Source organism: Streptomyces sp. NPDC005483 (genome assembly GCF_040606035.1).
GTDB lineage: Bacteria > Actinomycetota > Actinomycetes > Streptomycetales > Streptomycetaceae > Streptomyces.
The window spans coordinates 105,132-126,861 of sequence record NZ_JBEXEA010000023.1 but is presented as its reverse complement, the minus strand read 5'-3'; the positions used below and the strand labels follow the sequence as shown (position 1 = coordinate 126,861).

17 protein-coding genes are annotated in these 21,730 nt (G+C 71.1%); 11 read left to right on the top strand and 6 right to left on the bottom strand.

Translation table 11 applies throughout. From position 1 onward, the window contains the following. Positions 1-88: 88 nt before the first annotated feature. The 3 genes from ABZT06_RS35325 to ABZT06_RS35315 form a co-directional block, all read right to left on the bottom strand. Positions 89-1,729, bottom strand: a complete 1,641-nt coding sequence (locus ABZT06_RS35325) for a thiamine pyrophosphate-binding protein (protein ID WP_355750539.1) — start codon at positions 1,727-1,729, stop codon at positions 89-91. Next, positions 1,726-2,514 carry a cyclase family protein gene (locus ABZT06_RS35320; protein WP_355750536.1) on the bottom strand — a complete coding sequence of 263 codons (789 nt, stop codon included), beginning with the start codon at positions 2,512-2,514 and terminating at the stop codon, positions 1,726-1,728. The genes ABZT06_RS35325 and ABZT06_RS35320 overlap by 4 nt, the downstream gene beginning before the upstream one ends. Before the next feature lie 69 nt (positions 2,515-2,583). Further along, the gene (locus tag ABZT06_RS35315; RefSeq protein WP_355750533.1) at positions 2,584-3,498 is read right to left on the bottom strand and encodes a LysR family transcriptional regulator; all 915 of its coding nucleotides are present in this window, start codon (positions 3,496-3,498) and stop codon (positions 2,584-2,586) included. Between the two features lie 121 nt (positions 3,499-3,619). Here ABZT06_RS35315 and ABZT06_RS35310 point away from each other — a divergent pair, with 121 nt between their 5' ends. After that, positions 3,620-4,432, top strand: a complete 813-nt coding sequence (locus tag ABZT06_RS35310) for an inositol monophosphatase (RefSeq protein WP_355750530.1) — start codon at positions 3,620-3,622, stop codon at positions 4,430-4,432. Between the two features lie 55 nt (positions 4,433-4,487). Then, positions 4,488-5,135 (top strand): NAD(P)-binding domain-containing protein, encoded by a 648-nt coding sequence (locus ABZT06_RS35305; protein WP_355750527.1) that lies wholly within the window; start codon positions 4,488-4,490, stop codon positions 5,133-5,135. Between the two features lie 62 nt (positions 5,136-5,197). Here the strand turns inward: ABZT06_RS35305 and ABZT06_RS35300 are convergent, their stop codons facing one another. Further along, complete coding sequence (locus ABZT06_RS35300; RefSeq protein WP_355750525.1) at positions 5,198-5,395, bottom strand: hypothetical protein; 198 nt, start codon at positions 5,393-5,395, stop codon at positions 5,198-5,200. A gap of 390 nt (positions 5,396-5,785) precedes the next feature. On the opposite strand from ABZT06_RS35300, the gene ABZT06_RS35295 reads away from it, so the two are divergent. After that, complete coding sequence (locus ABZT06_RS35295; RefSeq protein ID WP_355750550.1) at positions 5,786-6,811, top strand: LacI family DNA-binding transcriptional regulator; 1,026 nt, start codon at positions 5,786-5,788, stop codon at positions 6,809-6,811. Here ABZT06_RS35295 and ABZT06_RS35290 read toward each other — a convergent pair. After that, positions 6,794-10,723, bottom strand: a complete 3,930-nt coding sequence (locus ABZT06_RS35290) for a glycosyl hydrolase (protein ID WP_355750522.1) — start codon at positions 10,721-10,723, stop codon at positions 6,794-6,796. The genes ABZT06_RS35295 and ABZT06_RS35290 overlap by 18 nt on opposite strands. A gap of 240 nt (positions 10,724-10,963) precedes the next feature. Here ABZT06_RS35290 and ABZT06_RS35285 point away from each other — a divergent pair, with 240 nt between their 5' ends. Together ABZT06_RS35285 and ABZT06_RS35280 are read left to right on the top strand one after the other, a co-directional pair. Continuing rightward, complete coding sequence (locus tag ABZT06_RS35285) at positions 10,964-12,262, top strand: MFS transporter (protein WP_355750519.1); 1,299 nt, start codon at positions 10,964-10,966, stop codon at positions 12,260-12,262. A 25-nt stretch (positions 12,263-12,287) separates the two neighbouring features. Further along, positions 12,288-13,760 carry an L-fucose/L-arabinose isomerase family protein gene (locus tag ABZT06_RS35280; RefSeq protein WP_355750516.1) on the top strand — a complete coding sequence of 491 codons (1,473 nt, stop codon included), beginning with the start codon at positions 12,288-12,290 and terminating at the stop codon, positions 13,758-13,760. Positions 13,761-14,047: 287 nt separating this feature from the next. Here the strand turns inward: ABZT06_RS35280 and ABZT06_RS35275 are convergent, their stop codons facing one another. After that, a complete protein-coding gene (locus ABZT06_RS35275; RefSeq protein ID WP_355750513.1) occupies positions 14,048-14,803 on the bottom strand; it encodes an FCD domain-containing protein in 756 nt (251 codons plus the stop codon). A gap of 243 nt (positions 14,804-15,046) precedes the next feature. Here ABZT06_RS35275 and ABZT06_RS35270 point away from each other — a divergent pair, with 243 nt between their 5' ends. From ABZT06_RS35270 to ABZT06_RS35245, 6 genes are read left to right on the top strand one after another with little or no spacing between them, the layout of a single operon-like run. Then, positions 15,047-15,943: a proline iminopeptidase-family hydrolase gene (locus tag ABZT06_RS35270; RefSeq protein ID WP_355750510.1), complete on the top strand. Its 897-nt coding sequence runs from the start codon at positions 15,047-15,049 to the stop codon at positions 15,941-15,943. A 17-nt stretch (positions 15,944-15,960) separates the two neighbouring features. Further along, positions 15,961-17,682 (top strand): ABC transporter substrate-binding protein, encoded by a 1,722-nt coding sequence (locus ABZT06_RS35265; protein ID WP_355750507.1) that lies wholly within the window; start codon positions 15,961-15,963, stop codon positions 17,680-17,682. A 5-nt stretch (positions 17,683-17,687) separates the two neighbouring features. Further along, a complete protein-coding gene (locus ABZT06_RS35260) occupies positions 17,688-18,689 on the top strand; it encodes an ABC transporter permease (protein ID WP_355750505.1) in 1,002 nt (333 codons plus the stop codon). A 2-nt stretch (positions 18,690-18,691) separates the two neighbouring features. Next, complete coding sequence (locus ABZT06_RS35255) at positions 18,692-19,660, top strand: ABC transporter permease (protein ID WP_355750502.1); 969 nt, start codon at positions 18,692-18,694, stop codon at positions 19,658-19,660. Next, positions 19,653-20,681 (top strand): ABC transporter ATP-binding protein, encoded by a 1,029-nt coding sequence (locus ABZT06_RS35250; protein WP_355750499.1) that lies wholly within the window; start codon positions 19,653-19,655, stop codon positions 20,679-20,681. Before ABZT06_RS35255 ends, ABZT06_RS35250 begins: the two co-directional genes overlap by 8 nt. Next, positions 20,678-21,694, top strand: coding sequence for an oligopeptide/dipeptide ABC transporter ATP-binding protein (locus tag ABZT06_RS35245; RefSeq protein ID WP_355750496.1), 1,017 nt, complete (start codon positions 20,678-20,680; stop codon positions 21,692-21,694). Before ABZT06_RS35250 ends, ABZT06_RS35245 begins: the two co-directional genes overlap by 4 nt. Positions 21,695-21,730 lie beyond the last annotated feature (36 nt).

Genomic DNA, 21,730 nt, shown 5'->3' with positions numbered 1-21,730 from the left:
CTGTAATGGTGCAAGTCGGGCGCGATTTCAAGATCTTCAGTGTGCTCCTAGGCCTCCAGTCCCCTCCACGAACTTGCGCGGGGCAGCACTAGTGCCCGCGGAACGCCTCCTCCAGCCACCAGGCCCCGCGGTCCCGCACCACCTTGGCGTCGATCAGCAGCGGGGCGGTCCGTGGGCCGGCGACCCAGTCCTCCACCGCCTTCAGATCCGTCCGCGTGCGCACGGTCACCGCGTCGAAGCCGTAGCCGCGGGCCACGGCCGCGATGTCGGTCGGCGGGAACTCGACCGTGCCGAGCGGGTGTCGGCCGGGGCCGAAGTGGTGCACCTCCGCTCCGTAGGCGTCGTCGTTGTACACGACGACGACCATGGGGAGCCCGAGCCGCCGTACGGTGTCGAGGTCGGCGGCGCCCATCAGCGCGCCGCCGTCGCCGAGCCCGGCCACCGGCAGCCGGTCGGGGCGGGCCAGGGCGGCGCCGATCGCGGTGGCGAGGCCGAGGCCGATCGACTGGTAGGCCTGGGTGAAGCAGAAGCCGTCCTGGTCGGGCACCGACAGGAACATGCTCGGGTGGCCCATGAAGTTGCCGGAGTCGACGCCGATCACCCGCTCCGCGGGGAGGATGTCGTCGAGCGCGATGCTGAGGGTGCGGGGGTCGATCCGGTCGCGGGTGCTCGTGTCGTCGTACGGCACGTCGCGCCAGCGCACGCGCGTGGCGATGGCCTCGGCGATGTCGGGGGTACGGCTGCCCTGGCGTTTTCCGCCGCCGGCCGCCAGGACGTGCCGGGCGGTGAGCTCGACGTCGCCGGTGACGCCGAGACGCAGCTCCCGGTGCGCGCCGAGTGCCGAGGGGTCGTCGTCGACCTGCACCACGGTCGTGTCGGCGCCGATCAGGGCGCCGTGCCGCGTGGTCCACATGTTCAGTGCGCAGCCCCAGCCGACGATCACGTCGGCGCCACAGATGAGTTCGGCCGCCAGGGGGGACGCGAAGCCTCCGGACACGTCGAGCGACCAGGGGTTGTCGTGGAACAGGCCGCGCGCCACGGCCGAGGTCGCCAGCAGGGCGCCGCAGCGCTCGGCGAGCGCTTCGAGGGCGTCCCGGGCGGCGGGTGAGCGTGAGCCGCGCCCTGCCACGAAGACCGGTCGCCGGGCCTGCTCCAACACCTGCGCCAGGGCCGCCACTTCGGACGCGGAGGGTTCGACAGCCGGTCGGCGCGGCGGCGGTGCCGCCTCGGCGAGGGCCCCGTCGGGTGCGTCCAACGCCTGCACTTCCAGAGGGAGGTTGAGAAGCACCGTGCGCCGCTCGTGCACAGCCCGCCGCACTGCCGCGCACGCCTGTTCCACGGCGTCCTCGGCCGAGGTGATCCGCATCGGCAGCGCGCCCACCGCCGCACCCAGCGCGTCCTGGTCGACGTAGAAGTTGGAGGTGGGCCGGGTGACCTCGGCCGCGAGCACCACGAGCGGTGTGCGGCTCTTGGCGGCCTCGGCGATCCCCGTCAGCGCGTTGGTCAGCCCGGGCCCCTGGTGGACGCTGACGGCGGCCACCGTGCCGCTCACGCGCGCGTACGCGTCGGCCATCGTCGCCGCACCGCCCTCGTGGCGCGCGGCGACGAAGCGGGCGCCGGCCGCGACCAGGGCGTTGGTCAGATGGAAGTTCCCGGATCCGACGACGCCGAAGACCTGCTCGACCCCGGCGGCGTGCAGGGCCCGTCCGACGGCCTCCGCGACCTTCATGACCGCTCCACCAGCGCCAGCACGCGCGCGGGTGAGCCGGAGCCCGCGACGATCGGCAGCGCTCCCGCGACGACGACACTGCCGGTGGCGGGCAGCGCGGCGAGGTTCTGCAGCTGGGTGAGGCCGTACTTGTCGCTGCCCATCAGATAGGAGTGGCAGGGGAAGGCTGGCTCGAAGGAGTGCCCGCGCCCGGCGTCCGTACCGACGGTCTCCACACCGAGGCCGATCACGGGCGACTCCTCGGCCACCCAGCGGGCGCACTCCGGGGACAGGCCGGGGGTGTGGGGGCCGTTGTCGTCGGCGTTCAGGAAGGCCTCCTGGGAGTGCGCGCGGGTGTCCCAGCCGGTGCGCAGGAACAGCCAACCCCCTTCCGGCAGCGGTCCGTTGTGCTCCTCCCAGGCTTTGACGTGGTCCACCTCCACGAGGAAGTCGGGGTCCTTGGCCGCCTCGGCGGTGAAGTCCAGTACGGCGGCGGGGGCGATCAGCCGCCGCGGCGGGACGGACGCCACGTCGGTGAGGTCCCTTCCGGTCACCCAGTGGTTCGGGGCGTCGAAGTGGGTGCCGGTGTGCTCGCCGCTGCGGAAATTGTTCCAGTACCAGGCCGGTCCACGGTCGTCGTACCGGCTGATCTCCTCCAGCTCGAAGGTCGCGGTCTGGCCGAACTCCGGCGGCAGCTGGATCACCGGCGTGGCCGACGACAGCGGCGAGGTGAGATCGACGACCTCGATCGAACCGGCTCTGAGGGCGGACACCAGCGCGGCGAGAAGGGACGGCTGCTCCTGCATGAGGCCTCCTGAAACGCTCCGGGACTGCCAGCATGGCACCCACCGTCCCGTGGGAACCCGGCTCGCCCGTCAGGACTCGGCCGGTGCGGTGAACAGGTCCTGGATGGTTTCGGTGGCCAGGTCGAGCAGCCAGGTGTGGGCGCGGTCGGTGTCGTGGCGCTGGTGCCACAGCAGGTACAGCGGGACGGCCGGCATCGGGAGCGGCAGCGGAAGGGTGACCAGGCCGAGTCGCTCGCGGGCCGTGCGGGTGACCGCGTCGGGCACGGTGGCCACCAGATCGGTGTCGTGGGCGAGCTGCAGCGCGATCGCGGCAGCGGGCGTGGCGGAGACGACGCCGCGTCTTTGGCCGTGCCGGGTCAGGGCGTCGTCGATGGGGTCGCTCAGGCGTCCGCGGCGCGAGACGGTGACGTGTTCGGCGGCCGCGTACCGCTCGATGTCCAACGGGCCCTCGGTGAGCGGGTGGCCCGGGCGGACGGTGACGACCAGCCGGTCCCTGCCGACGAGGCGGTGCCGGACGTCGGCTGGCTTCGGCGTGCTGGAGCTGGATTCGAGGTCGACCTCGCCCCGGCGCAACTCGGGGCTGTCCGTGCCGGGTTCGGCGGGCAGCCGCAGCTGGACGCCGGGGGCCTGTCGGTGGACGGCGGCGATCAGGGCCGTGCCGCAGGCGGCGGTCAGGGCGTCGTGCCAGCGCACGGTGAACACCCGCTCCAAGGTGGCCAGGTCCAACTCCTGCCGCGCGGAGAGCAGTTCGTGAGCCTGCTGCACCAGGGCGTGGACCTGGGTGCGGATGGCCAGCGCGCGGGGCGTGGGGACCATGGTGCGACCGGTGCGGACCAGGATCTGGTCGCCGGTGGCCTTGCGGATGCGACCCAGGCTGCGGCTCATGGCCGGCGCGGTGACGTGGAGGCGTTCTGCGGCGCCGGTGACGCTGCCCTCTTCCAGCAGTGCGTCCAGGGCCGTGAGCAGGTTCAGATCCAGTTGCATGAGAGTAACTCTACGAGTGATCAGCATGCACTTGTTGTTAATGGTGAGGGGGCCTACCTTCGAAGAGCGGGTGCGGGACAAGCCGAGACCGCACTCGACCGAAACCCCTGAGGAGTCCGCCATGAGCACAGCCATGCCTTTCGCCGCCGACACGCCGCTGCTGTCCGACGTGACCGCCGCCGTCGAGGCCGCCGGCGTCGTCCTGCTCGACCGGTACACCCCGCACGCCCGGGGAGTGAGCCTGAGCGGGATCGTCGAGGAGATCGACGCCAACGACGACGCGGTGCTGGAGGTGCTGCGGGAGCCGCTGCTGCGGGCCCGGCCGGGTTCGCAGTGGGCCGAGGACGAGCTGGCCGGCGGCGCGCTCCCGCCCGGGGAGTGGTGGGTCGTCGACCCGGCCGAGGGCAACATCAACCACGTCCACGGCATGCCCGACTGGGCCGTCACCGCCACCCTGGTCAGCGACAACCGGCCGGTGCTCACCGTCGTCCACCTGCCGCTGACCGGCGACACCTACACCGCCGTCGCCGCCGGCGGCGCCCGTCTCAACGGCCTGCCGTTGAAGGTGTCCGCCAAGACCGACCTGGGCGCCTCACTCGTCGGCACCGGCCAGGCCAAGCCCGGCGAGGACAAGGACACCTTCCGGCGGATCGGCGAGTCGGTCGCCACCATGCTCACCGACGGACTCGTCGTGCGCGTGTCCGTCCCCGCCACGATGCAGCTCATCCACGTCGCCGCGGGACGCATGGACGCGTTCTGGCAGTTCTCCGACGTCCGCTCCGGCCTGGTCGCCGGTGCCCTGCTGGTCTCCGAGGCCGGGGGCGTCGTCACCGACCTGGCGGGCGAGCCCTGGACCACGGGCAGCCGGGACTTCCTGGCCGCCGCTCCCGGCGTCCACGCGGCCGCCCACAAGGTCCTTTCCTCGATCGTCTGACCGTGAAGCGGACCGCCCCGTTCTTCCCGCCCGACATCGCAAGGAGCATCACCTCATGACCAGCATCGGCATCCTGGGCGCCGGCCGCGTCGGCCGCAACCTCGCCCAGAAGCTCGCCGCGGGCGGACACCATGTCACCCTCGGCCGCCGAAGCGAGGAGAACGAGGCCGTGGCGCCCACCGAGGGCGTCCACCCCCGCGTCACCTTCGCCGACCAGCGCACCACCGCCCGCACCACTGACATCGTGATCAACGCGACGCCCGGCGACAGCGCGCTGGACCGCCTCACCGGCCTGCGCGCCGAACTCGCCGACAAGATCCTCGTAGACGTCTCCAACGCGACCCACGACGCCGAAGACGGCCTGCCCGGGGACCTCTGCTACCCCGGCAGCAGCCTCGCCGAGCACCTTCAGGAGGCCCTGCCCGACACCCGGGTGGTCAAGACCCTCAACACCATGCTGTTCACGGTCATGACCGCCCCCGAAACCCTGGCCACCCCGCCGACCGTCTACGTCTCGGGCGACGACGAGCAGGCGAAGAAGACGGTCACCGGCCTGCTCGGCGACATGGGCTGGCAGCCCGACCGGATCGAGGACCTCGGAGACATCACCACGGCCCGCGCCACCGAGGCCATGATCCTGCTGGTGCCCCACATCCTGCGCCGGCACGGCTTCCAGCCCTTCGCCGTCTCCCTCGCCCGCTGACGCCGTCGAGGAACACGACGGGCCCCGGATCCTCGGATCCGGGGCCCGCGGCAGGCGTGCGGTCAGTTCACGCCGACGTGCGCGTTGACACCGAGCGCCACACCCTCGGCGGACACGCCGACGCCGGCGTCGGCGCAGACCTCGAGGTGCGCCACCTGGAGGTGGAGACCGGCAGTGGTCGCGGCGGCGACGCCACCGGAGACGTTGTCCAGGTCGGCGTCGTTGAGCTCGGCGGCCTCGATGTGGGGGGTGACGTTCATGGCGCGCGGTTCCTTTCGCATGAGCAATCCTCAAGGAGGGAGGGGGGACACCGGATGGAAGCACGCCGGGCATGGACACGGCCAGTCAGCCGGAGGCGCCCCACGGTGTTCCTTCACAGGATGTGCTGCCGCGGCGCCTGACCGCTCACCGCGGCGCGGTGCCGAAGACGGACACTCCCCCACCAAAAAGCCCTCCCCCGGTGCGGCCATGACCACCGATCAGTTTCCGCGTGCCCGAGCGGTGAACGGTGTGCAGGTTCCCCGGTTTTTCGATGCGGCTCAGCCGAGGCCACCATCGCTGAACTCCCAGGACTCCTCGACCTCTGCTGCGGAAAACGTTTTATCCACGGCCGGGGTAGACTTGCGTCGCCCGTGTGGAACAGCGAGGGGGTGGACGCCATTTCGGTTCGCCCCGCCCGTATCCAGGACGTCGCGGCCGCCGCCGGGGTCTCGGTCTCCACGGTGTCGAACGTCCTGAACCGGCCCGAGCGGGTCAACGCCCGCACCGCCGAGCGGGTCCGCGACGCCGTCGCCGCACTGGACTACGTGCCCCATCCGGGAGCTGCCGGTCTGCGCACCGGGCACTCGTCGTCGATCGGCCTGGTGCTGCCGGACGTCGCCAACTCCTTCTACTCCCGCATCGCGCGCGGCGCCGCGGACGCGGCGTACGAACACGGCTACTCCCTCGTGCTGTGCGACAGCGGGGACGCGCCGGAGCGGGAGCAGGGCTACTTCACCATGCTCATCGAACAGCGAGCGGTCGGCGCGGTGGTGGTGCCGCTCAGCGCCGACCCCACCCGGCTGTCGCGGATGCGCGAGCGCGGCATCCCGCTCGTGCTGGCGGACCGTGCGATGCCCGCCCAGGAAGGCTGTTCGGTCTCCGTCGACGACATCGCCGGTGGCCGCATCGCCGTGCAGCACCTCCTCGACCGCGGGGCGCGCGACATCCTGGTGGTGAACGGTGAGCGCACGATCCGTCAGTGCGCCGACCGCTACCAGGGTGCCCGCCAGGCCGTACGCACCCGGCGCGAGGCCCGCCTCGGCCAGGTCGTCGCCGAGGAGATGACGGTGGCGTACGGCAGCGAGGTCGCCCACCGTCTCGACGAGCTGCCCGACGGGGTGTTCTGCACCAACGACTTCCTGGCGGCGGGGCTGTGCCGGGCGCTGGGCGAGCGCGGTGTGAAGGTCCCGGAGGACGTGCAGGTGGTCGGTTACGGCGACCTGGACATCGCGAGCTTCGTGGGCACGACCCTGACGACGGTCCGCCAGCCGGTCGAGGAACTCGGCCGGGCGGCCGTCGAGATGCTCCTTGACGAGGTGGAGGCCCGCGCGGAACACGCCCACGAGGCAAGGGTGTTCGCACCGGGGCTGGTCCTGCGGGACTCCACGCGGGCGTCCTCAGACGCGCCTTTCTAGCCTCACCGGCCCCAGCAGTCCCGAGGGAAGCTGGGAGGGGAAGGCCCAGGCGGTCGGCGTGGCCTCGGCGAGATACGGGGCCAGGGTGTTGTGGACGGTCACCTCGAGACGAACGGTACGTCCGGCGGTGCCGCGCAACTCGAAGCGGTATGGCGCGCAGAACGCCTCGCCGGCGGACACACCGTCGACACGGACCTCGACGCTGCCGCGCACCCGTCCCAGGTCCAGCACCGGGTCGGGCCCGGCCGGTACCTCCAGCGTCCGCGCGTAGGTCACCCCCCCGCTCCAGCCGCCCAGACCCAGCTCGCCCCACTCCCCCAGCGGCAGGGGCGCCGGTACCTTGCGCACCCGTACCGGTCCGCGCCAGGCGGAGCCACCGCGCAGAACGGCCGTGGGGGCGGTGACGACTTCGCACTCAGCCGCCTTGCCGAGCGGTTGCCCCAGCGTCAACTCTTGCCCTTCGAGGGCAAGTTCAGGGCCGCCGTCGATCCTCACGCGCGCGGGAAGCTCCAGGGGCAGGTCGAGTGACATGGTCCCCGCCGGCAGGGTGAACCGGAAGCGCTGCCCGGCCTCCCGGAGATCGTCGGTGGACCGCAGCGGCAGTACGGGGGCGCCGAGCACCGGGGCGCCGGCCAGCCACTCGGCCTCGGGCAGCGGGTGCGGCCGTACCCCGGCGCCGCAGTGCTGCAACTCCCCCCAGCGGCCCTCGTGTTCGACGGTGCGACCGTGCCACTCCCCCGTCCGGGCTTCCCAACCCGGACCGCTGACCAGGGCGGACGTGTCCGCCACGAGGTCGACGTAGATCCCGTCCCGGGCATCGACGCTGTCGGCCACGAGGTCGAGGACGTGATCGCCGCCGCCCAGCGTCAGTTCGTGACGGAAGAACATCGGTACCGCGCCCCAGTCGGACTCGTAGTACTCCACCTTCTCCTGCCGTGCCACGACGGCTCCGTCGAGCAGGACGGTCACGCCCACCGCGGCGCCCACGACGAGAACGCCCGCCGCTCCCCGGCCCGGAGCGGTGATACGGCCGCGGTAGGTCACGCTGCCGTCCGGCCGCACCCCGTCGGGCAGGCGCATGAACAGCGGGCGCGGCGCGAACGCGTCGGGGCGGGAGAGGCAGAAGTAGCTGCCCAGCGGGGTGCCGACGGCGCCCGAGATGGTCTGCGGCCGGTCCTGCGCATCGGACAGTTCGTACTCCAGCACGTTGCGGGCCTGTTCGACCTCCACCCGGGCCGACGCCAGATAGCCGCCGCCCGTCTCCAGCAGACTGCCGTTCCACCACACGCGTTTGACCGCCGCGGCGCCGACATGCAGGTCGGCGGGGCCTCGGTGGTCGGTCTCCATGACGGCCCTGACCCGGGCGACCGTCCCGCTCACGGGCACCGGGACGCGTACGAACTCCTCGGGCACCAGGCCCTTGTTGCCGAGCAGACCGTCCGGGTCCGGGAGGCCACGACTCGACGAGTACAGCGAGACACCCCAGTCGCCGGGAGCCAACTCTCGCTCCCCCGCAAGGACTTGCTCGACAGCGGCACGGTCCAGAGGCGCCGGTGCCTGTGCGGAGGGCACGGGTGGCAGGACGCGGACGCGGTTGCCGTAGGTCGCCCGCACCGGCTCCCAGGAGTCCTCGGTCTCGGTCCACCGCATGGTCCAGATCTGCGGTTCGGCGAGGGGGGCTCCGGGGGGCAGGGCCAGGTCGCCCCAGGTGTTGTCCAGGGTGGGAGCGAGGCGGCCCTCCCAGCCGGTCGACAGGTCGATGGACTCGGCCGGCTCCGTGGGGGGCGGGGGCGCGGTGCCCGCCGGACGGCCTTCGCGCCATACGACGAGGGCGGCGGGAGCGCCTTCCAGCGGCACCTCGATGGTAGAGACGCCGTCGGTGACGGTGACGCGTCCCGGGCGGCGCGTTCCGGTCGCCGGGTTCCAGATCTCGGCCTCGGCGACCGCGGCCCGCACGGTGACGGAGGAGGCGCGGGCGTAGCGTGAGGGGTCGATCTCATGGTGGTCCCCCGGCGGATGCGTACGGGCGTCGGGGAACGCCCCCGTGACCAGCGCGACCGCCTCGTCACCCTTCCTCCTGACCAGCAGCGGCACCTCCCCCGTCGCGTACCCGGCGGCGCCGGCCACCGCCGCCGCACCGGCCTCGGCGTCGGTCACCCGCTCCAATCGGGGATGGTCCAGCAGCGCGGCTACGACGGAGTCGTCACCGGCGAGCCCCGCCGCCTGTGCGGGCGGGCGGCCGACGACCACGACCCGTCCTCCGGCGTCGAGGAGTTCGGCCAGCCGTCGGGCCGTCTCGTCCTCCAGGACGCTCGCCGAGGGCAGCAGGACCGCGGTGTACGCCAGGTCCCTGACGCGCAGGGCCCCGTCGCCGGCCTTGGCGCCCTGCACGGAGGCGTCGTCGATGACGTCGAAGGAGACACGGTGGCGGTCGAGGGCGCCGACAGCGGGCCGGAGCCAGTTGTTGGTGCCGCACAGCTCCAGGTAGTGGCGCTGGGTCTCGTCGACGTCGGCGTGGGCCTCGCCGAGGCGGCCGTCGCCGAAGTGCTGGACGGGGGCGTCCAGGGGGATGAGGGACTGCATGGTGGCGGTGGGATGCAGGACCGCGACGTCGGCGCTGTAGGTGCCCCAGGACAGGATCGAGCAGATCCGGGCGACGGCCCGGGAGAAGGCGGGGTACTGCCGCCAGTAGGGCTGGCGCCAGTCGGTGGACGGCGGCGCCCACTCGAACCAGCCGCCCGCGGTGCCGAAGTAACTGGCGTGCGGGTTGTACAGGTTGGCGCCGCTGCGCAGGAACGGCAGCAGCCAGTCGTAGGTCTCCTCCAGGGTGCCGCCCCAGCCGGAGGAGTGGAACGACTCGATCCAGACGCGTTCGTGGCCGTAGAGGTGGGCCATCGAGGAGTGGACCTTGGCGTCGCCGTGGTGGTCGCTGCCGGCGGCGCTGTACCAGCGGTGGGTGCGGAAGTAGTCCGTGTAGAGCTGCGTCGACTGGGCCGGGAAGCCGGAGCGGGCGGGGTGGCTCTGGTCGCAGCCCAGGAGCAGGCCGCGCTCCTCGTGCCAGGCGGCGAGGGGGCGGAAGAGGGCCTCCTCGGTGAGTTCGGCACGGACGGCGTAGTAGTCGGCGCGGATCTTCCGGGCCCGGGTGGTGTCGCGGCCGCGCTCGCCGAACAGGGCGGGGAGGTGGTCGAGGAGGTCGTAGCCGCGCCGGGCCCGGAACTCGTCGGGGAAGCGGCCGGTCCAGGAGTTGGTGGCGGGCAGCTCGTCCTGGAAGCTGCCGGCGATGACGTTGCCCAGGTACTCGGGTACGCGACGGTCGTACTCGCGGTGGACGGCGTCGAACAGGAGACCGACGGCCGCGGGGTTCAGATAGTCGAAGGCCGTGGGGGCGGCGAGGACCAGGCGCACCTCGGTGCCGTCGGGGGCCTCGACGCGCGCCGGGCCGGTGACCGGCAGGCGTGCGCCCGAGCTGTCGTAGGCCCCCAGCAGGGTCTCCGTGCCCTGCAGCGTGACCGTGCCGCCCGCGACCACCGCCCGGCGCGAGCGCAGGGCGCGGCCCGCCGCCTCGGGGTGCCGTCGGGTGATGCTCCCCTGGACGTTGGCGCCGGAGAAGCCGATCTGGTCGTAGAACCACAGGCGCGTGCCCAGGTCCCCGGCGAGCTCGCAGGCGTCCGTGAAGCGGGCCCACCACTCCTCGCCGAACCACACCGGGTCGTCGGTCCGGGCGCCGAAGGTAGGACCGGCCGGTGCCAGGTTGATCACCACGAGGTTGTGGACGCCGCCGTCCGCGAACCGGCGCAGCTGCCAGGCCAGCCGGTCACGGGTGACCTTCGCGCCGGACCACCACCACAGCGGGGTGGGGCCGAAGTCCCGGGGCGGGTTGTCGAACAGTCGGTGCAGGGCTGGAGAGATCACGGATGGGTCCTTCCGAGTACGGCCCGGACACTCTCACGGATCAAAAACGATTTACGTCCGCCTCACCGTAGGACACCCCCACGGCACCCACCAGAGCTGCGGGGCCGTCAGGTCGTTTCCACGGATGGCCGCATGACGTCTTGTTGGAACGTTTTTACCCTCCTATAGTCGCTGGACATCGGCCGAGAACAGCGACGTCCCCCTCCGCTCGGACCCTCTCTCCCCAGACGGAGCCGCATCATGGCCCGAATTTCGCCTGCCCCGAACCAGCCGGAACCGCCCATCGAGAAGCGCCTGTGGAAGGTCGCGACCCTCTCCGGCATGGCGTCCTACCTCGATGCCGCACTCATCGTGAGCATCGGCGTCAACCTGGCCATCTACCGCGACGCCTACGACATGGGCGTCTGGATGGCCGGTGCGATCAGCGCGATCGTCACCATCTGCATCGCCGTCGGATCCCTGGTCGGCGGACGGCTCGCCGACGTCTTCGGCCGACGCCGTCTCTACAACCTGGACATCCTCTGCTACGCCCTCGGGGCCGTCGTCATCACTCTGGCGCCCGACGACATCACTCTTCTGGTGGGTGTCCTCCTCGCCGGTCTCGCGGCCGGTGCCGACCTGCCGACGTCACTGGCCGTGGTCTCGGACGCGGCGCCCGACCACGCCCGGGGGCGGCTCATCGCCTTCACGCAGGTCATGTGGATGATGGGCATCATCGTCGTGGTCTTCGCCGGCTTCGCCCTGTCCGACACCGGCATGCTCGGGGCCCGCCTCATCACAGGCCATCTGGCGGTCGCCGCCTTGGTCACCTGGCATCTGCGCTCCAAGCTGGAACTGGCCACCGGGCCGGATCCGGAGCAGGACCAGGTCCCGGTGGACAAGCCGGCCGAGCCGCAGGGTGTCGCGCTGAAGAACGTCTGGACCCGTGCCGCTCTGGTACCCATGCTCGCGACCTTCGCCTTCTACGTCACCTGGGGCCTGGGCGCCAACACCATGGGCCAGTTCACGACGTATCTGCTGGTCACCGTCAGCGGGGCCTCACAGAGCGTGGCCACCGGCATCAACCTGGCCTGTCTCCCGATCGGCCTGCTGCTGACGCTCGCCTTCGTCCGGATCGCCGACGGTCCCCGCCGCGACCGGATGTTCTACGTCGCCACGGTCGTGCAGATCGCGGCCTTCGCGATCGGCACGCTCACCCTGGGCGCCATCGTCGGCTTCCTCGCCTTCTACGTCCTCTACCAGCTGTCCTATCCCTTCGCGGGCGAGGCCAACTACAAGGTGTGGTCGCAGCTGACGCTGCCCGCGGACACCCGGGGCACCACGCAGGGGATCACCTACGCCGTCTCGCGCGGGGTCTTCGCGGGCGTCGCGTTCGTCACGCCCGCGCTGCTCGACAGGAGTCCCAGCCTGTTGCTCTGGGTGATCACCGGCTGCATGGCGCTGTCGGCGTTCGCGGGCCTCTACATCGTGCGCGTCCTCGTCCCTCGCGCGTCCGCGGCCGCCACCGCTCCGGCGGACGTCGAGGTCGCGCAGACCTGATCCGAATCCCGAAGGAGCGCCGACCATGGCGACGACCGAAACCACCACGACGTACGCCCGTGAACGGGAGGCCGTGCTGGGCGAGTTGCTGCCGCCCGTGACCCGCCGCCGCCCGCGGATCGGGCTGGTCTCCGGCGGCCTCGGCACCTACTGGCCGCAGTTCCCGGGGCTGCTGCCCCAGTTGAAGGAGTCGGCCGCCTATGTCGCCGAGCGGCTGGGGCGGTTGGACGCGGAGGTGACGGACGCCGGGTTCGTCTCCGACGCGCAGGAGGGGGCGGCCGCCGCCGAACAACTCAGGCGGGCCGACTGCGATCTGATCGTGCTGTTCCTGACGACCTATCTGACCTCGTCGATGGTGCTGCCGATCGCTCAGCGCACCAACACCCCGGTGCTGGTCGTCGACCTCCAGCCGTCCGAGCGGATGGACCACGCCTCCTTCGACACGGGCGACTGGCTGGCGTACTGCTCCCAGTGCTCGGTGCCGGAGGTCGGCAACGTCTTCCGACGGGCCGGTATCCCCTTCCGGTCGGTGTCGGGCTGGCTGCGGCAGGAGTCGGCGTGGCGGCGTGTCGAGCGGTGGGTGCGGGCCGCGCACGTCCGGGCCGCGCTCCGGCACGCCCGGCACGGGCTGATGGGGCACGTGTATCCCGGGATGCTCGACGTGCAGACCGATCCGACACTGCTGTCGGCGACGTTCGGCTCGCATGTCGAGGTGCTGGAGTTCGACGACCTGCGGCACCGGGTGGAGAAGGTGACGGAGGCGGAGACCCGGGAGCGGGTGGAACTCGCCCGGCGGATCTTCACCGTCGACGACAGCGTGGTCGACGAGGACTTCGCGTGGGGCGCGACCGTGTCGGTGGCCCTCGACCGGCTGGTGGAGGACTTCGGCCTCGACACCCTCGCGTACTACCACCGGGGACTCGACGGCGAGCAGCACGAGCGGCTCGGCGCCGGCATGATCCTGGGCGCCTCGCTGCTCACCGCCCGGGGTGTGCCCGCGGCCGGTGAGTTCGAACTGCGCACCAGTCTCGCTCAGTTGGCCTCGCAGAGTGTCGGCGCCGGGGGCTCCTTCACGGAGATCCAGGCGCTGAACTTCGAGGACCGGGTGGTGGAGATGGGCCACGACGGGCCCGCCCATCTCGCGCTCAGCGCCCGCGATCCACTGCTGCGCGGCCTCGGTGTCTATCACGGCAAGCGCGGCTGGGGAGTCAGCGTGGAGTTCGACGTGCGGCACGGCCCGGTGACCCTGCTGGGCCTCGGCCAGGACGCCGACGGCAGTCTGTCGTTCATCACCTCCGAGGGCACGGTCGTGCCGGGGCCGCTGCTGGAGATCGGCAACACCACGAGCAGGGTCGACTTCGGCCGGGATCCCGGCGAGTGGGTGGACGCGTGGAGCGCCACCGGGGTCGGACACCACTGGTCGCTGGCGGTGGGTCACCACGGTGCCGACTTCGGGGCGGCGGCGAGTCTGCTGGGGATCGACCACCGGGAGGTGTGACCCCGGCCCTCGGCCCCGGCGCTCGAACCCCGAGACTCGACCCCCGGCGCTCGGACCCGAGCACCCGAACCCCAGCGCACGAACGCCAGTACTCGGACCCCGGTACTTGCACCCCAGCACCCGAACCCCGGCGCTCGGACCCGAGCACCCGAACCCAGCGCACGAACGCCAGTACTCGGACCCCGGTACTTGCACCCCAGCACCCGAACCCCGGTACTCGCACCCCCGCACCCAAACCCCGGTACTCGCACCCCCGCACCCAAACCCCAGCAACTCGCCCCCAGTACTCAGGGAGCCCCAGCCGCCCGTACCCGCGCCAGGACGTCCCGGATCATCTCCGCGCTGATCATGAAGTGTTCCCGGGCAATCTCCTCGGCGCGCTCGGGTTCGCCCGCCGCGATGGCCTCGTACAGCGCCGTGTGCCCATGACCGGCCCGCTCATGGTGGGACCGCTCGCCCTTGCCCCAGGGCTCGACCGGGAAGCCCAGGCTGATCCGGGTCAGCAGGTCGCGGCTGAGCTGGGCGATCTGCGGATTGCGGGTGGCCGTGCAGATCGCCCGGTGGAACGCGCTGTCGGCGGCCTGCTCCTCGCGGGGTGTGCTCGCGGAGAGATGCGCGGACAGCGCCTCGCGCATCGGCTCCAGATCCTCGGGCCGACGGCGCCGGGCGGCCGTGGCGGCCACCATGCCCTCCACCAGCCCACGCAGGTCGAAGAGTTGCTCGAACTCCTCCCACCTGGGCAGCAGCGTACGGCGGACCGCGGCCCCGGAGGACTCCGTCCAGCTGTCACGGACGAACGTTCCGCCGTTGCGGCCCCGGCGGATCTCGACGACGCCCAGGGCATGGACGCGTGCCACGGCCTCGCGCACGGTGGGGCGGCTGACGTGCAGCAGTGCCGTGAGTTCACGTTCGGCCGGGAGCCGTTCACCGGGCAGGAAGTCTCCGACGGCGATGGCAGTGAGCAGCCGGTCGGTGACCTCGTCGACCGCCGAGGTCATCCGGACCGGGCGCAGCGACGCCGCCGGACCGTCTCCGCGCAGCACACGGTCGAGGACGCGCGAGAACTCGTCGCCGGGTTCGGTTGCGGATGTCAGTTGTCCTCCCGTAAGTCGCCGTTCCTGTAAACGAACACGGGCCGTGTGAACCCGCCGTTACGTCTTTCCCTGCCCCAGCTAAAAGGTCTTGTGGACTGACCTTTTACCGCCCCACCATCTCATCCATCCGTCACACCCCAACGATTTTCAGACAGCGGTCGGCTGGTTCCGGCCGGTCTGGGAGGCTCTCGCGTGGCGATCCCCGAACCGAACCACACCGGAACCGTCGACTTCAACGGCCATTCCACCTGGTACCGGATCACGGGCGAACCGGGCAGGACACCCTTGGTGGTCCTGCACGGCGGACCCGGCGCCGGTCACCACTACACCCTCAGCATCGCGGGCATCTCCCGGCAGGGCCGTCCCGTGATCCACTACGACCAGCTCGGCACCGGGAACTCCACTCATCTGCCCGACCGGGGTGCCGACTTCTGGACCGTGCAGCTTTTTCTCGACGAACTCGACAACCTCCTCAAGGAGTTGGGTATCACCGACGGCTACCACGTGCTCGGGCAGTCGTGGGGCGGCATGCTCGCCGCCGAGCACGCGGTGCGGCGACCGCCGGGGCTGCGCGGCCTGGTCATCGCCAACTCGCCCGCGTCCATGCAGCTGTGGCTCAGGGCAGCCGCCGAACTGCGTGCCGAGCTCCCCGCGGAGGTCCAGCACACCCTGCACGCCCACGAGGCGGCCGGGACCACGGACCACCCCGACTACCGGGCCGCCGAACAGGTCTTCAACGACCGCCATGTGTGCCGCTTGACGCCCAACCCGCCCGAGGTGCAGGCCACTTGGGACAACATCGCGGCCGATCCGACCGTCTACCACACGATGAACGGCCCGAACGAGTTCCATGTCGTCGGCACCCTCAAGGACTGGTCGGTCATCGACAGGCTGCACCTGATCGAGGCGCCGACCCTGCTGGTGTCCGGACGCTTCGACGAGGCGACCCCCGAGACCGTCCGCCCCTTCGCCGACCGCATCCCCGATGTGCGCTGGCACATGTTCGAGCACTCGAGCCACATGCCGCACGTCGAGGAGGAGGAGCTCTACCTCCGGATCGTCGGCGAGTTCCTCGACTCCACCGACTGATCCGGGAGTTGTCCGCCATGTCCCGCACCACCGGACGGGGCGCGCTCGCCGCCGCCACCGTCGCGCTCGCGCTCACCGCGACCGCCTGTTCGTCCTCCGCCGACTCGGGCTCCTCCGCCGGCCCGAGCGCTTCCGCCTCCGGGTCCACCGCTTTCCAGGCCCAGCACAAGGGCGGCACGCTGAAGCTTGTCGCCCACGCGGCCGCGGGCAGCTTCGACCCGCAGGTCAACTACACGCTCCAGTACTGGCAGTTGTTCCAGTCGATGTACGACGGGCTGCTGGCCTTCAAGAAGGTCGGCGGGCAGGAGTCCTTCACCGTCGTGCCGGACCTGGCCACCGCCCTGCCGAAGGTGACCAACGGCGGCAAGACCTACACCTTCACCCTGCGCAAGGGCGTCACCTTCTCCAACGGCAAGGCACTGACCACCGACGACGTGGTGGCGTCCTTCCAGCGCATCTTCAAGGTCTCCAGCCCCACCGCGGGCACCTTCTACAACGGCATCGTCGGCGCCGACGCCTGCCTCAGGACGCCGGCGTCGTGCACCCTGGCCAAGGGCGTGATCGGCGACGCCAAGACGAACACGGTCACCGTCAACCTGACCGCCGCGGACCCTGAGTTCGAGTACAAACTGGCCGTCCCGCACGCCGTCGTCGTACCGAAGGACTCGCCGACGAAGGACGCCGGGACCAAGCCGCTGCCGTCGACCGGCCCGTACATGGCGGCATCGTACGACCCCAACCGGGCGCTGAAGCTGGTGCGCAACCCGCACTTCAAGGAGTGGTCCCGGGAGGCCGAGCCGCAGGGCTATCCGGACGTCATCGACTACACCTTCGGGCAGACGGTCGAGTCCGAGGTGACCGCCGTCGAGAACGGCCAGGCGGACTGGATGTTCGACGCCCCGCCCGCCGACCGGCTCAACGAGATCGGCACCAAGTACGCCTCGCAGGCGCACGTGAACCCGCTGACGGCGTTCTGGTACGCGACGCTCAACGTCAACATGGCCCCGTTCGACAACAAGCTGGCGCGCCAGGCGATCAACTGGGCCGTCGACCGTTCCGCCGTGGTGCGGCTGTACGGCGGAACCAATCTCGCCTCCCCCGCGTGCACGATCCTGCCACCGGGCTTCCCCGGGCACGTCGACTCCTGCGACTACACCAAGGGCGGCGGTACGACCTGGAAGGCAGCGGATCTCGCCAAGGCGAAGGCGCTGGTGAAGCAGTCCGGTACGGCGGGGCAGGAGGTCGGCATCGTCACGCAGGACGACGACGTCAACAAGTCGATCGGGCAGTACCTGCAGAGCCTGCTCACCCAGCTCGGGTACAAGGCCACGCTCAAGCCGCTGTCGGGGAACATCCAGTTCACCTACATCCAGAACACCAAGAACAAGGTGCAGCTGGCCCTGACGTCCTGGTACCAGGACTATCCGGCGGCCTCCGACTTCCTCAACGTGCTGCTGTCCTGCGCGAGTTACCACCCCGGCAGCGACTCCAGCATCAACATCTCCGGGTTCTGCGACAAGGGCGTCGACGCGAAGATGCAGTCGGCGATGAAGAGCTCGGGGACCGACAAGGCCAGCGCCGACAAGCAGTGGGGGGCCGTCGACCAGGAGATCATGGGCGAATCCCCGGTCGTCCCTCTCATCAACCCGAAGATGATCGACTTCACGTCCACGCGGGTCGGGAACTACCGGTTCAGCAAGCAGTTCTACATGCTGGTCGGGCAGCTGTGGGTGAAGTGAGCCTGGTGCCAGGAGTCCGGCGCTCGCCGGGCCCCTGGCGGACCGCCGCCGGCGACCTCCTGCGCAACAGGTCGGCGCTGGCCGCCGCCGCGGTCCTGCTCCTCGTCGTGCTGGCGAGCCTGTGCGCCCCGCTCTACGCGGACCACATCGCCCACACCGACCCGTTCCAGTCCCATGTCTCCGTCACCACGGTCGTGGGCGGAAGGGCGGTGCCGGTGCTCACCCCGAGCAGCACCGGCCTCGGCCTCGGCGTCACCCCGATCGGCCCGACCTGGGACCCCGCCCACTACTTCCTCGGCGCCGACAACCAGGGCCGGGACGTGATGGCACGCCTGCTCTACGGCGGCCGGACGAGCCTGTTCATCGGGTTCACGGCGGCGCTGCTCACCTGCGTCATCGGTACGGCCGTGGGGGTCGTCGCCGGGTACGCGGGCGGGGTCGTGGACGCCGTCATCTCCCGGATCCTGGACGTGATCTGGGCGTTCCCGGTGTATCTGCTGGCCATCTGCCTTTCGGTGGTGCTGCTCACCAACGGCCTCAGGCTGGGCCCGGTCACCGTCGACGCGGGAAGTCTCTGGCTGCCCGTCACGATCATCGCGGCGATCTATGTCCCGTACATCGCACGGCCGTTGCGCGGTCAGGTGCTGGTGCTGCGGAACAAGGAGTACATCCAGGCGGCCGTCGGCTCCGGCGCACCCACCTCACGGATCCTGCGCCGCGAGGTGCTGCCCAACGTGGTGCCGACGGCGATCGTGTTCGTCCCGTTGATGACCGCGCTGGCCATGCTGACCGAGTCGGCCCTGTCCTTCCTGTCCGTCGGCGTCCAGCCGCCCGACGCGAGCTGGGGCACGATCATCGAGGACGGCCTGGGGCTGCTCTACACCCGGCCCGCCGTGACGATCGCGCCCGGGCTGCTGATCGCTCTGACCACAGCCACGCTCAACGTCCTCGGCGACGGGGTGCGCGACGCGCTCGACCCGAGCGCCCGGCTCCGCGGAGGGGTGTGACCATGGTCGTCTTCGCCCTCAAACGCTTCGGCTCGGCCCTGCTGGTGATGTTCGCGATCAGCGTGCTGGTGTTCCTGATCTTCTTCGCCACCCCGGGAGTCGATCCGGCGGCCCGGATCGCCGGCCGCAACGCCGACCCGGCCACGCTCGCCCAGGTGCGGCACTCCTTCGGCCTGGACCGGCCGATGCCGATCCGCTATCTGCTGATGATGCGCCACCTGCTGGTCGACCGGGACCTGGAGTCGTTCGTCAACCGCGGCTCCCGGGTCATCCCGCAGATCCTCCAGGCCACCCCCGTGACCCTGTCCCTGGTCATCGGCGCGGCCCTGATCTGGATGACGGCGGGCATCCTCATGGGCACGGCCGCCGCGACCCTGCGCGGCAGGGCCGCCGACCCGCTGATCATGCTGGTGGGCGTGGTCGGTGTCTCCCTTCCGGCCTACTGGCTCGGCGAGGTCGTCAACCTCCTCACCCAGAAGCAGCTGCACGACTCACTGTTCTCCTGGGTGCCCCCGCCCGGCTACATCGGCCTCGGCGAGGACCCCGGCCAGTGGGCGCTGCACATGCTCTTCCCCTGGCTGACCCTGGCCCTCCTGTACGCCGGGATCTACGCCCGGCTGCTGCGCGGGGAGGTCGTCACCGCGCTGAACGAGGACTACGTCCGTACGGCCCGCGCCAAGGGCCTGTCCGAGCGGCGGATCCTGCTCCGGCACGCCCTGCGCTGTTCGCTGATCCCGATCGTGTCGCTGTTCGGCCTGGACTTCGGGGCGCTGGTGGGCGGGGCCGCGCTCCTCACCGAGGTGGTCTTCGGCCTGCCCGGCATCGGCAAGCTCACCTTCGATGCCCTGCAGAACCTGGACCTGCCCGTGATCATGGGCACAGTGCTGTACGCGGCGTTCTTCGTCGTCCTCGCCAACGCCCTGGTGGACATCCTGTACGCACGACTCGACCCGAGGGCCCGCCATGCCTGAACCCCTGCTGGACGTACGTGACCTGAGCGTGCGGTTCCGTACCCGCCAGGGCCTCGTCACCGCCGTCGACGGCCTCTCCTTCTCCGTCGCCCCCGGTGAGGTCCTGGGCGTGGTGGGAGAGTCGGGCTCCGGCAAGAGTGTGTCGATGCTGGCCGTGCTGCGGCTGCTCACCAACCCGAACGTGAGCGTGTCGGGTGAAGTCCTCTTCCGGGGGCGCGACTTGCTCACCCTGCCCGACAACGAGATGCGCGCGGTACGCGGCAGGGAGATCGCGATGGTCTTCCAGGACCCGATGACCGCGCTGACTCCCGTCTACACCGTGGGCTGGCAGATCGCCGAGGCGATCCGGGCGCACGAACAAGTCTCCCGCAAGGAAGCGCGGGCCCGTGCCGTGCGGTTGCTCTCCGACGTCGGTATCCCGGACGCGGCCTCGCGGGGGAACGCCTATCCGCACGAGTTCTCCGGCGGGATGCGCCAGCGCGCGGTCATCGCGATGGCGCTCTCCTGCAGCCCCTCGCTGCTGATCGCCGACGAGCCGACGACGGCGCTGGACGTCACGGTCCAGGCGCAGATCCTCGATCTGATGCGGGAGCTCAACCGACAGGGTTCCGCGATGGTGCTCATCACCCACGACATGGGCGTGGTCTCCCAGATCGCCGACCGGGTCCTCGTCATGTACGGCGGCCGGGCGGCGGAGGAGGGCCCGCGGCGGGCGGTGTTCCACGGTCCGCGACACCCGTACACCTGGGGGCTGCTCGACTCGGTGCCCCGGGTGGGCGGGGTCCGGCTGCGGCGGCTGCCCACCATCACCGGTACGCCCGTCTCGCCGGGCGCGGTACCGGAGGGCTGCGCGTTCGCGCCGCGCTGCCGGCTGCGGCACGAGCGGTGCGAGGAACGGCCGGCACTCGCCGCGGGCGGTGGCGACCCCGCACATCTGGACGCGTGCCGGCTGCCGCCGGACGACCGTGCGGGACTGCGGCTGACGTCCGCGGGAGACACGAACACGGAGGCGTCGTCGTGACGGCACAGGAGAGCGTGACGGTGGACGTGCCGGCACCCCCCGGCGGGGTACTGCTGCGCGCCACTGACGTCACCAAGCACTACCCCGTGCGCGGGAGGCGTCAGGTCCTCCGTGCGGTCGACGGGGTCTCCCTGGAGGTGCGCGGCGGCGAGACCCTCGGCGTCGTCGGGGAGTCCGGCTGCGGCAAGTCCACGCTGGGCCGCTGTCTGGTCCGGCTCACCGAACTCACCGGCGGGCGCGTCGAGTTCGACGGGCAGGACATCTCGACGCTGTCCACGCGACGGCTGCGTCCGGTGCGGCCGGGCATGCAGCTGGTCTTCCAGGACCCGCACGCCTCGCTCAACCCCCGCCGCCGCGCCGGGGACATCGTGGCCGAACCGCTGCTCGTGCACCGGTACGGCGACGCGGCCGCGGTCCGCCGCAGGGTCGGGGAGCTCTTCGACGTCGTAGGACTGGCGGCGGCCCATCTGGACCGGTATCCGCACGAGTTCTCCGGCGGTCAGCGTCAACGCATCGGCATCGCACGGGCCTTGGCGACGAATCCGAAGCTGATCGTGGCCGACGAACCGGTGTCCGCGCTCGACGTGTCGATCCAGGCGCAGGTGCTGAACCTCTTCGCCGATCTCCAGGAGGAGTTCGGGCTGACCTATGTCTTCATCGCGCACGATCTCGGTGTGGTCCGTCATGTGTCGGACCGGATCGCCGTCATGTATCTCGGTGAGATCGTCGAACTCGCCGGAACGGAGGCGTTGTACTCGCACCCGGCCCATCCGTACACCCAGGCCCTGCTGTCGGCCGTCCCGGACATCGACGACGGGACGCTCGCGGACGGGGGGCCGCGGGAGCGGATCGTGCTGACAGGTGAGGTGCCGAGCCCGGCGGACAAGCCGACGGGGTGCCCGTTCCGCACGCGGTGCCCGTATGCCCAGGCGTTGTGTGCGGTGGAACGTCCGAGGCTCACGGCGACGGCCTCCGGCCGCCAGGTTGCCTGTCACCACCCGCTGGCCGGCTGAGGGCCTGGGGTCTGCAGCCCCCGGGCCGGCCGCACC

Bases quoted from the DNA above. Each gene is read 5' to 3' on its own strand.
- ABZT06_RS35265 (WP_355750507.1), top strand. From the start codon at position 15,961: ATGTCCCGCACCACCGGACGGGGCGCGCTCGCCGCCGCCACCGTCGCG.
- ABZT06_RS35285 (WP_355750519.1), top strand. From the start codon at position 10,964: ATGGCCCGAATTTCGCCTGCCCCGAACCAGCCGGAACCGCCCATCGAG.
- ABZT06_RS35300 (WP_355750525.1), bottom strand. From the start codon at position 5,395: ATGAACGTCACCCCCCACATCGAGGCCGCCGAGCTCAACGACGCCGAC.
- ABZT06_RS35320 (WP_355750536.1), bottom strand. From the start codon at position 2,514: ATGCAGGAGCAGCCGTCCCTTCTCGCCGCGCTGGTGTCCGCCCTCAGA.
- ABZT06_RS35305 (WP_355750527.1), top strand. From the start codon at position 4,488: ATGACCAGCATCGGCATCCTGGGCGCCGGCCGCGTCGGCCGCAACCTC.
- ABZT06_RS35315 (WP_355750533.1), bottom strand. From the start codon at position 3,498: ATGCAACTGGATCTGAACCTGCTCACGGCCCTGGACGCACTGCTGGAA.
- ABZT06_RS35280 (WP_355750516.1), top strand. From the start codon at position 12,288: ATGGCGACGACCGAAACCACCACGACGTACGCCCGTGAACGGGAGGCC.
- ABZT06_RS35255 (WP_355750502.1), top strand. From the start codon at position 18,692: ATGGTCGTCTTCGCCCTCAAACGCTTCGGCTCGGCCCTGCTGGTGATG.
- ABZT06_RS35325 (WP_355750539.1), bottom strand. From the start codon at position 1,729: ATGAAGGTCGCGGAGGCCGTCGGACGGGCCCTGCACGCCGCCGGGGTC.
- ABZT06_RS35250 (WP_355750499.1), top strand. From the start codon at position 19,653: ATGCCTGAACCCCTGCTGGACGTACGTGACCTGAGCGTGCGGTTCCGT.
- ABZT06_RS35310 (WP_355750530.1), top strand. From the start codon at position 3,620: ATGAGCACAGCCATGCCTTTCGCCGCCGACACGCCGCTGCTGTCCGAC.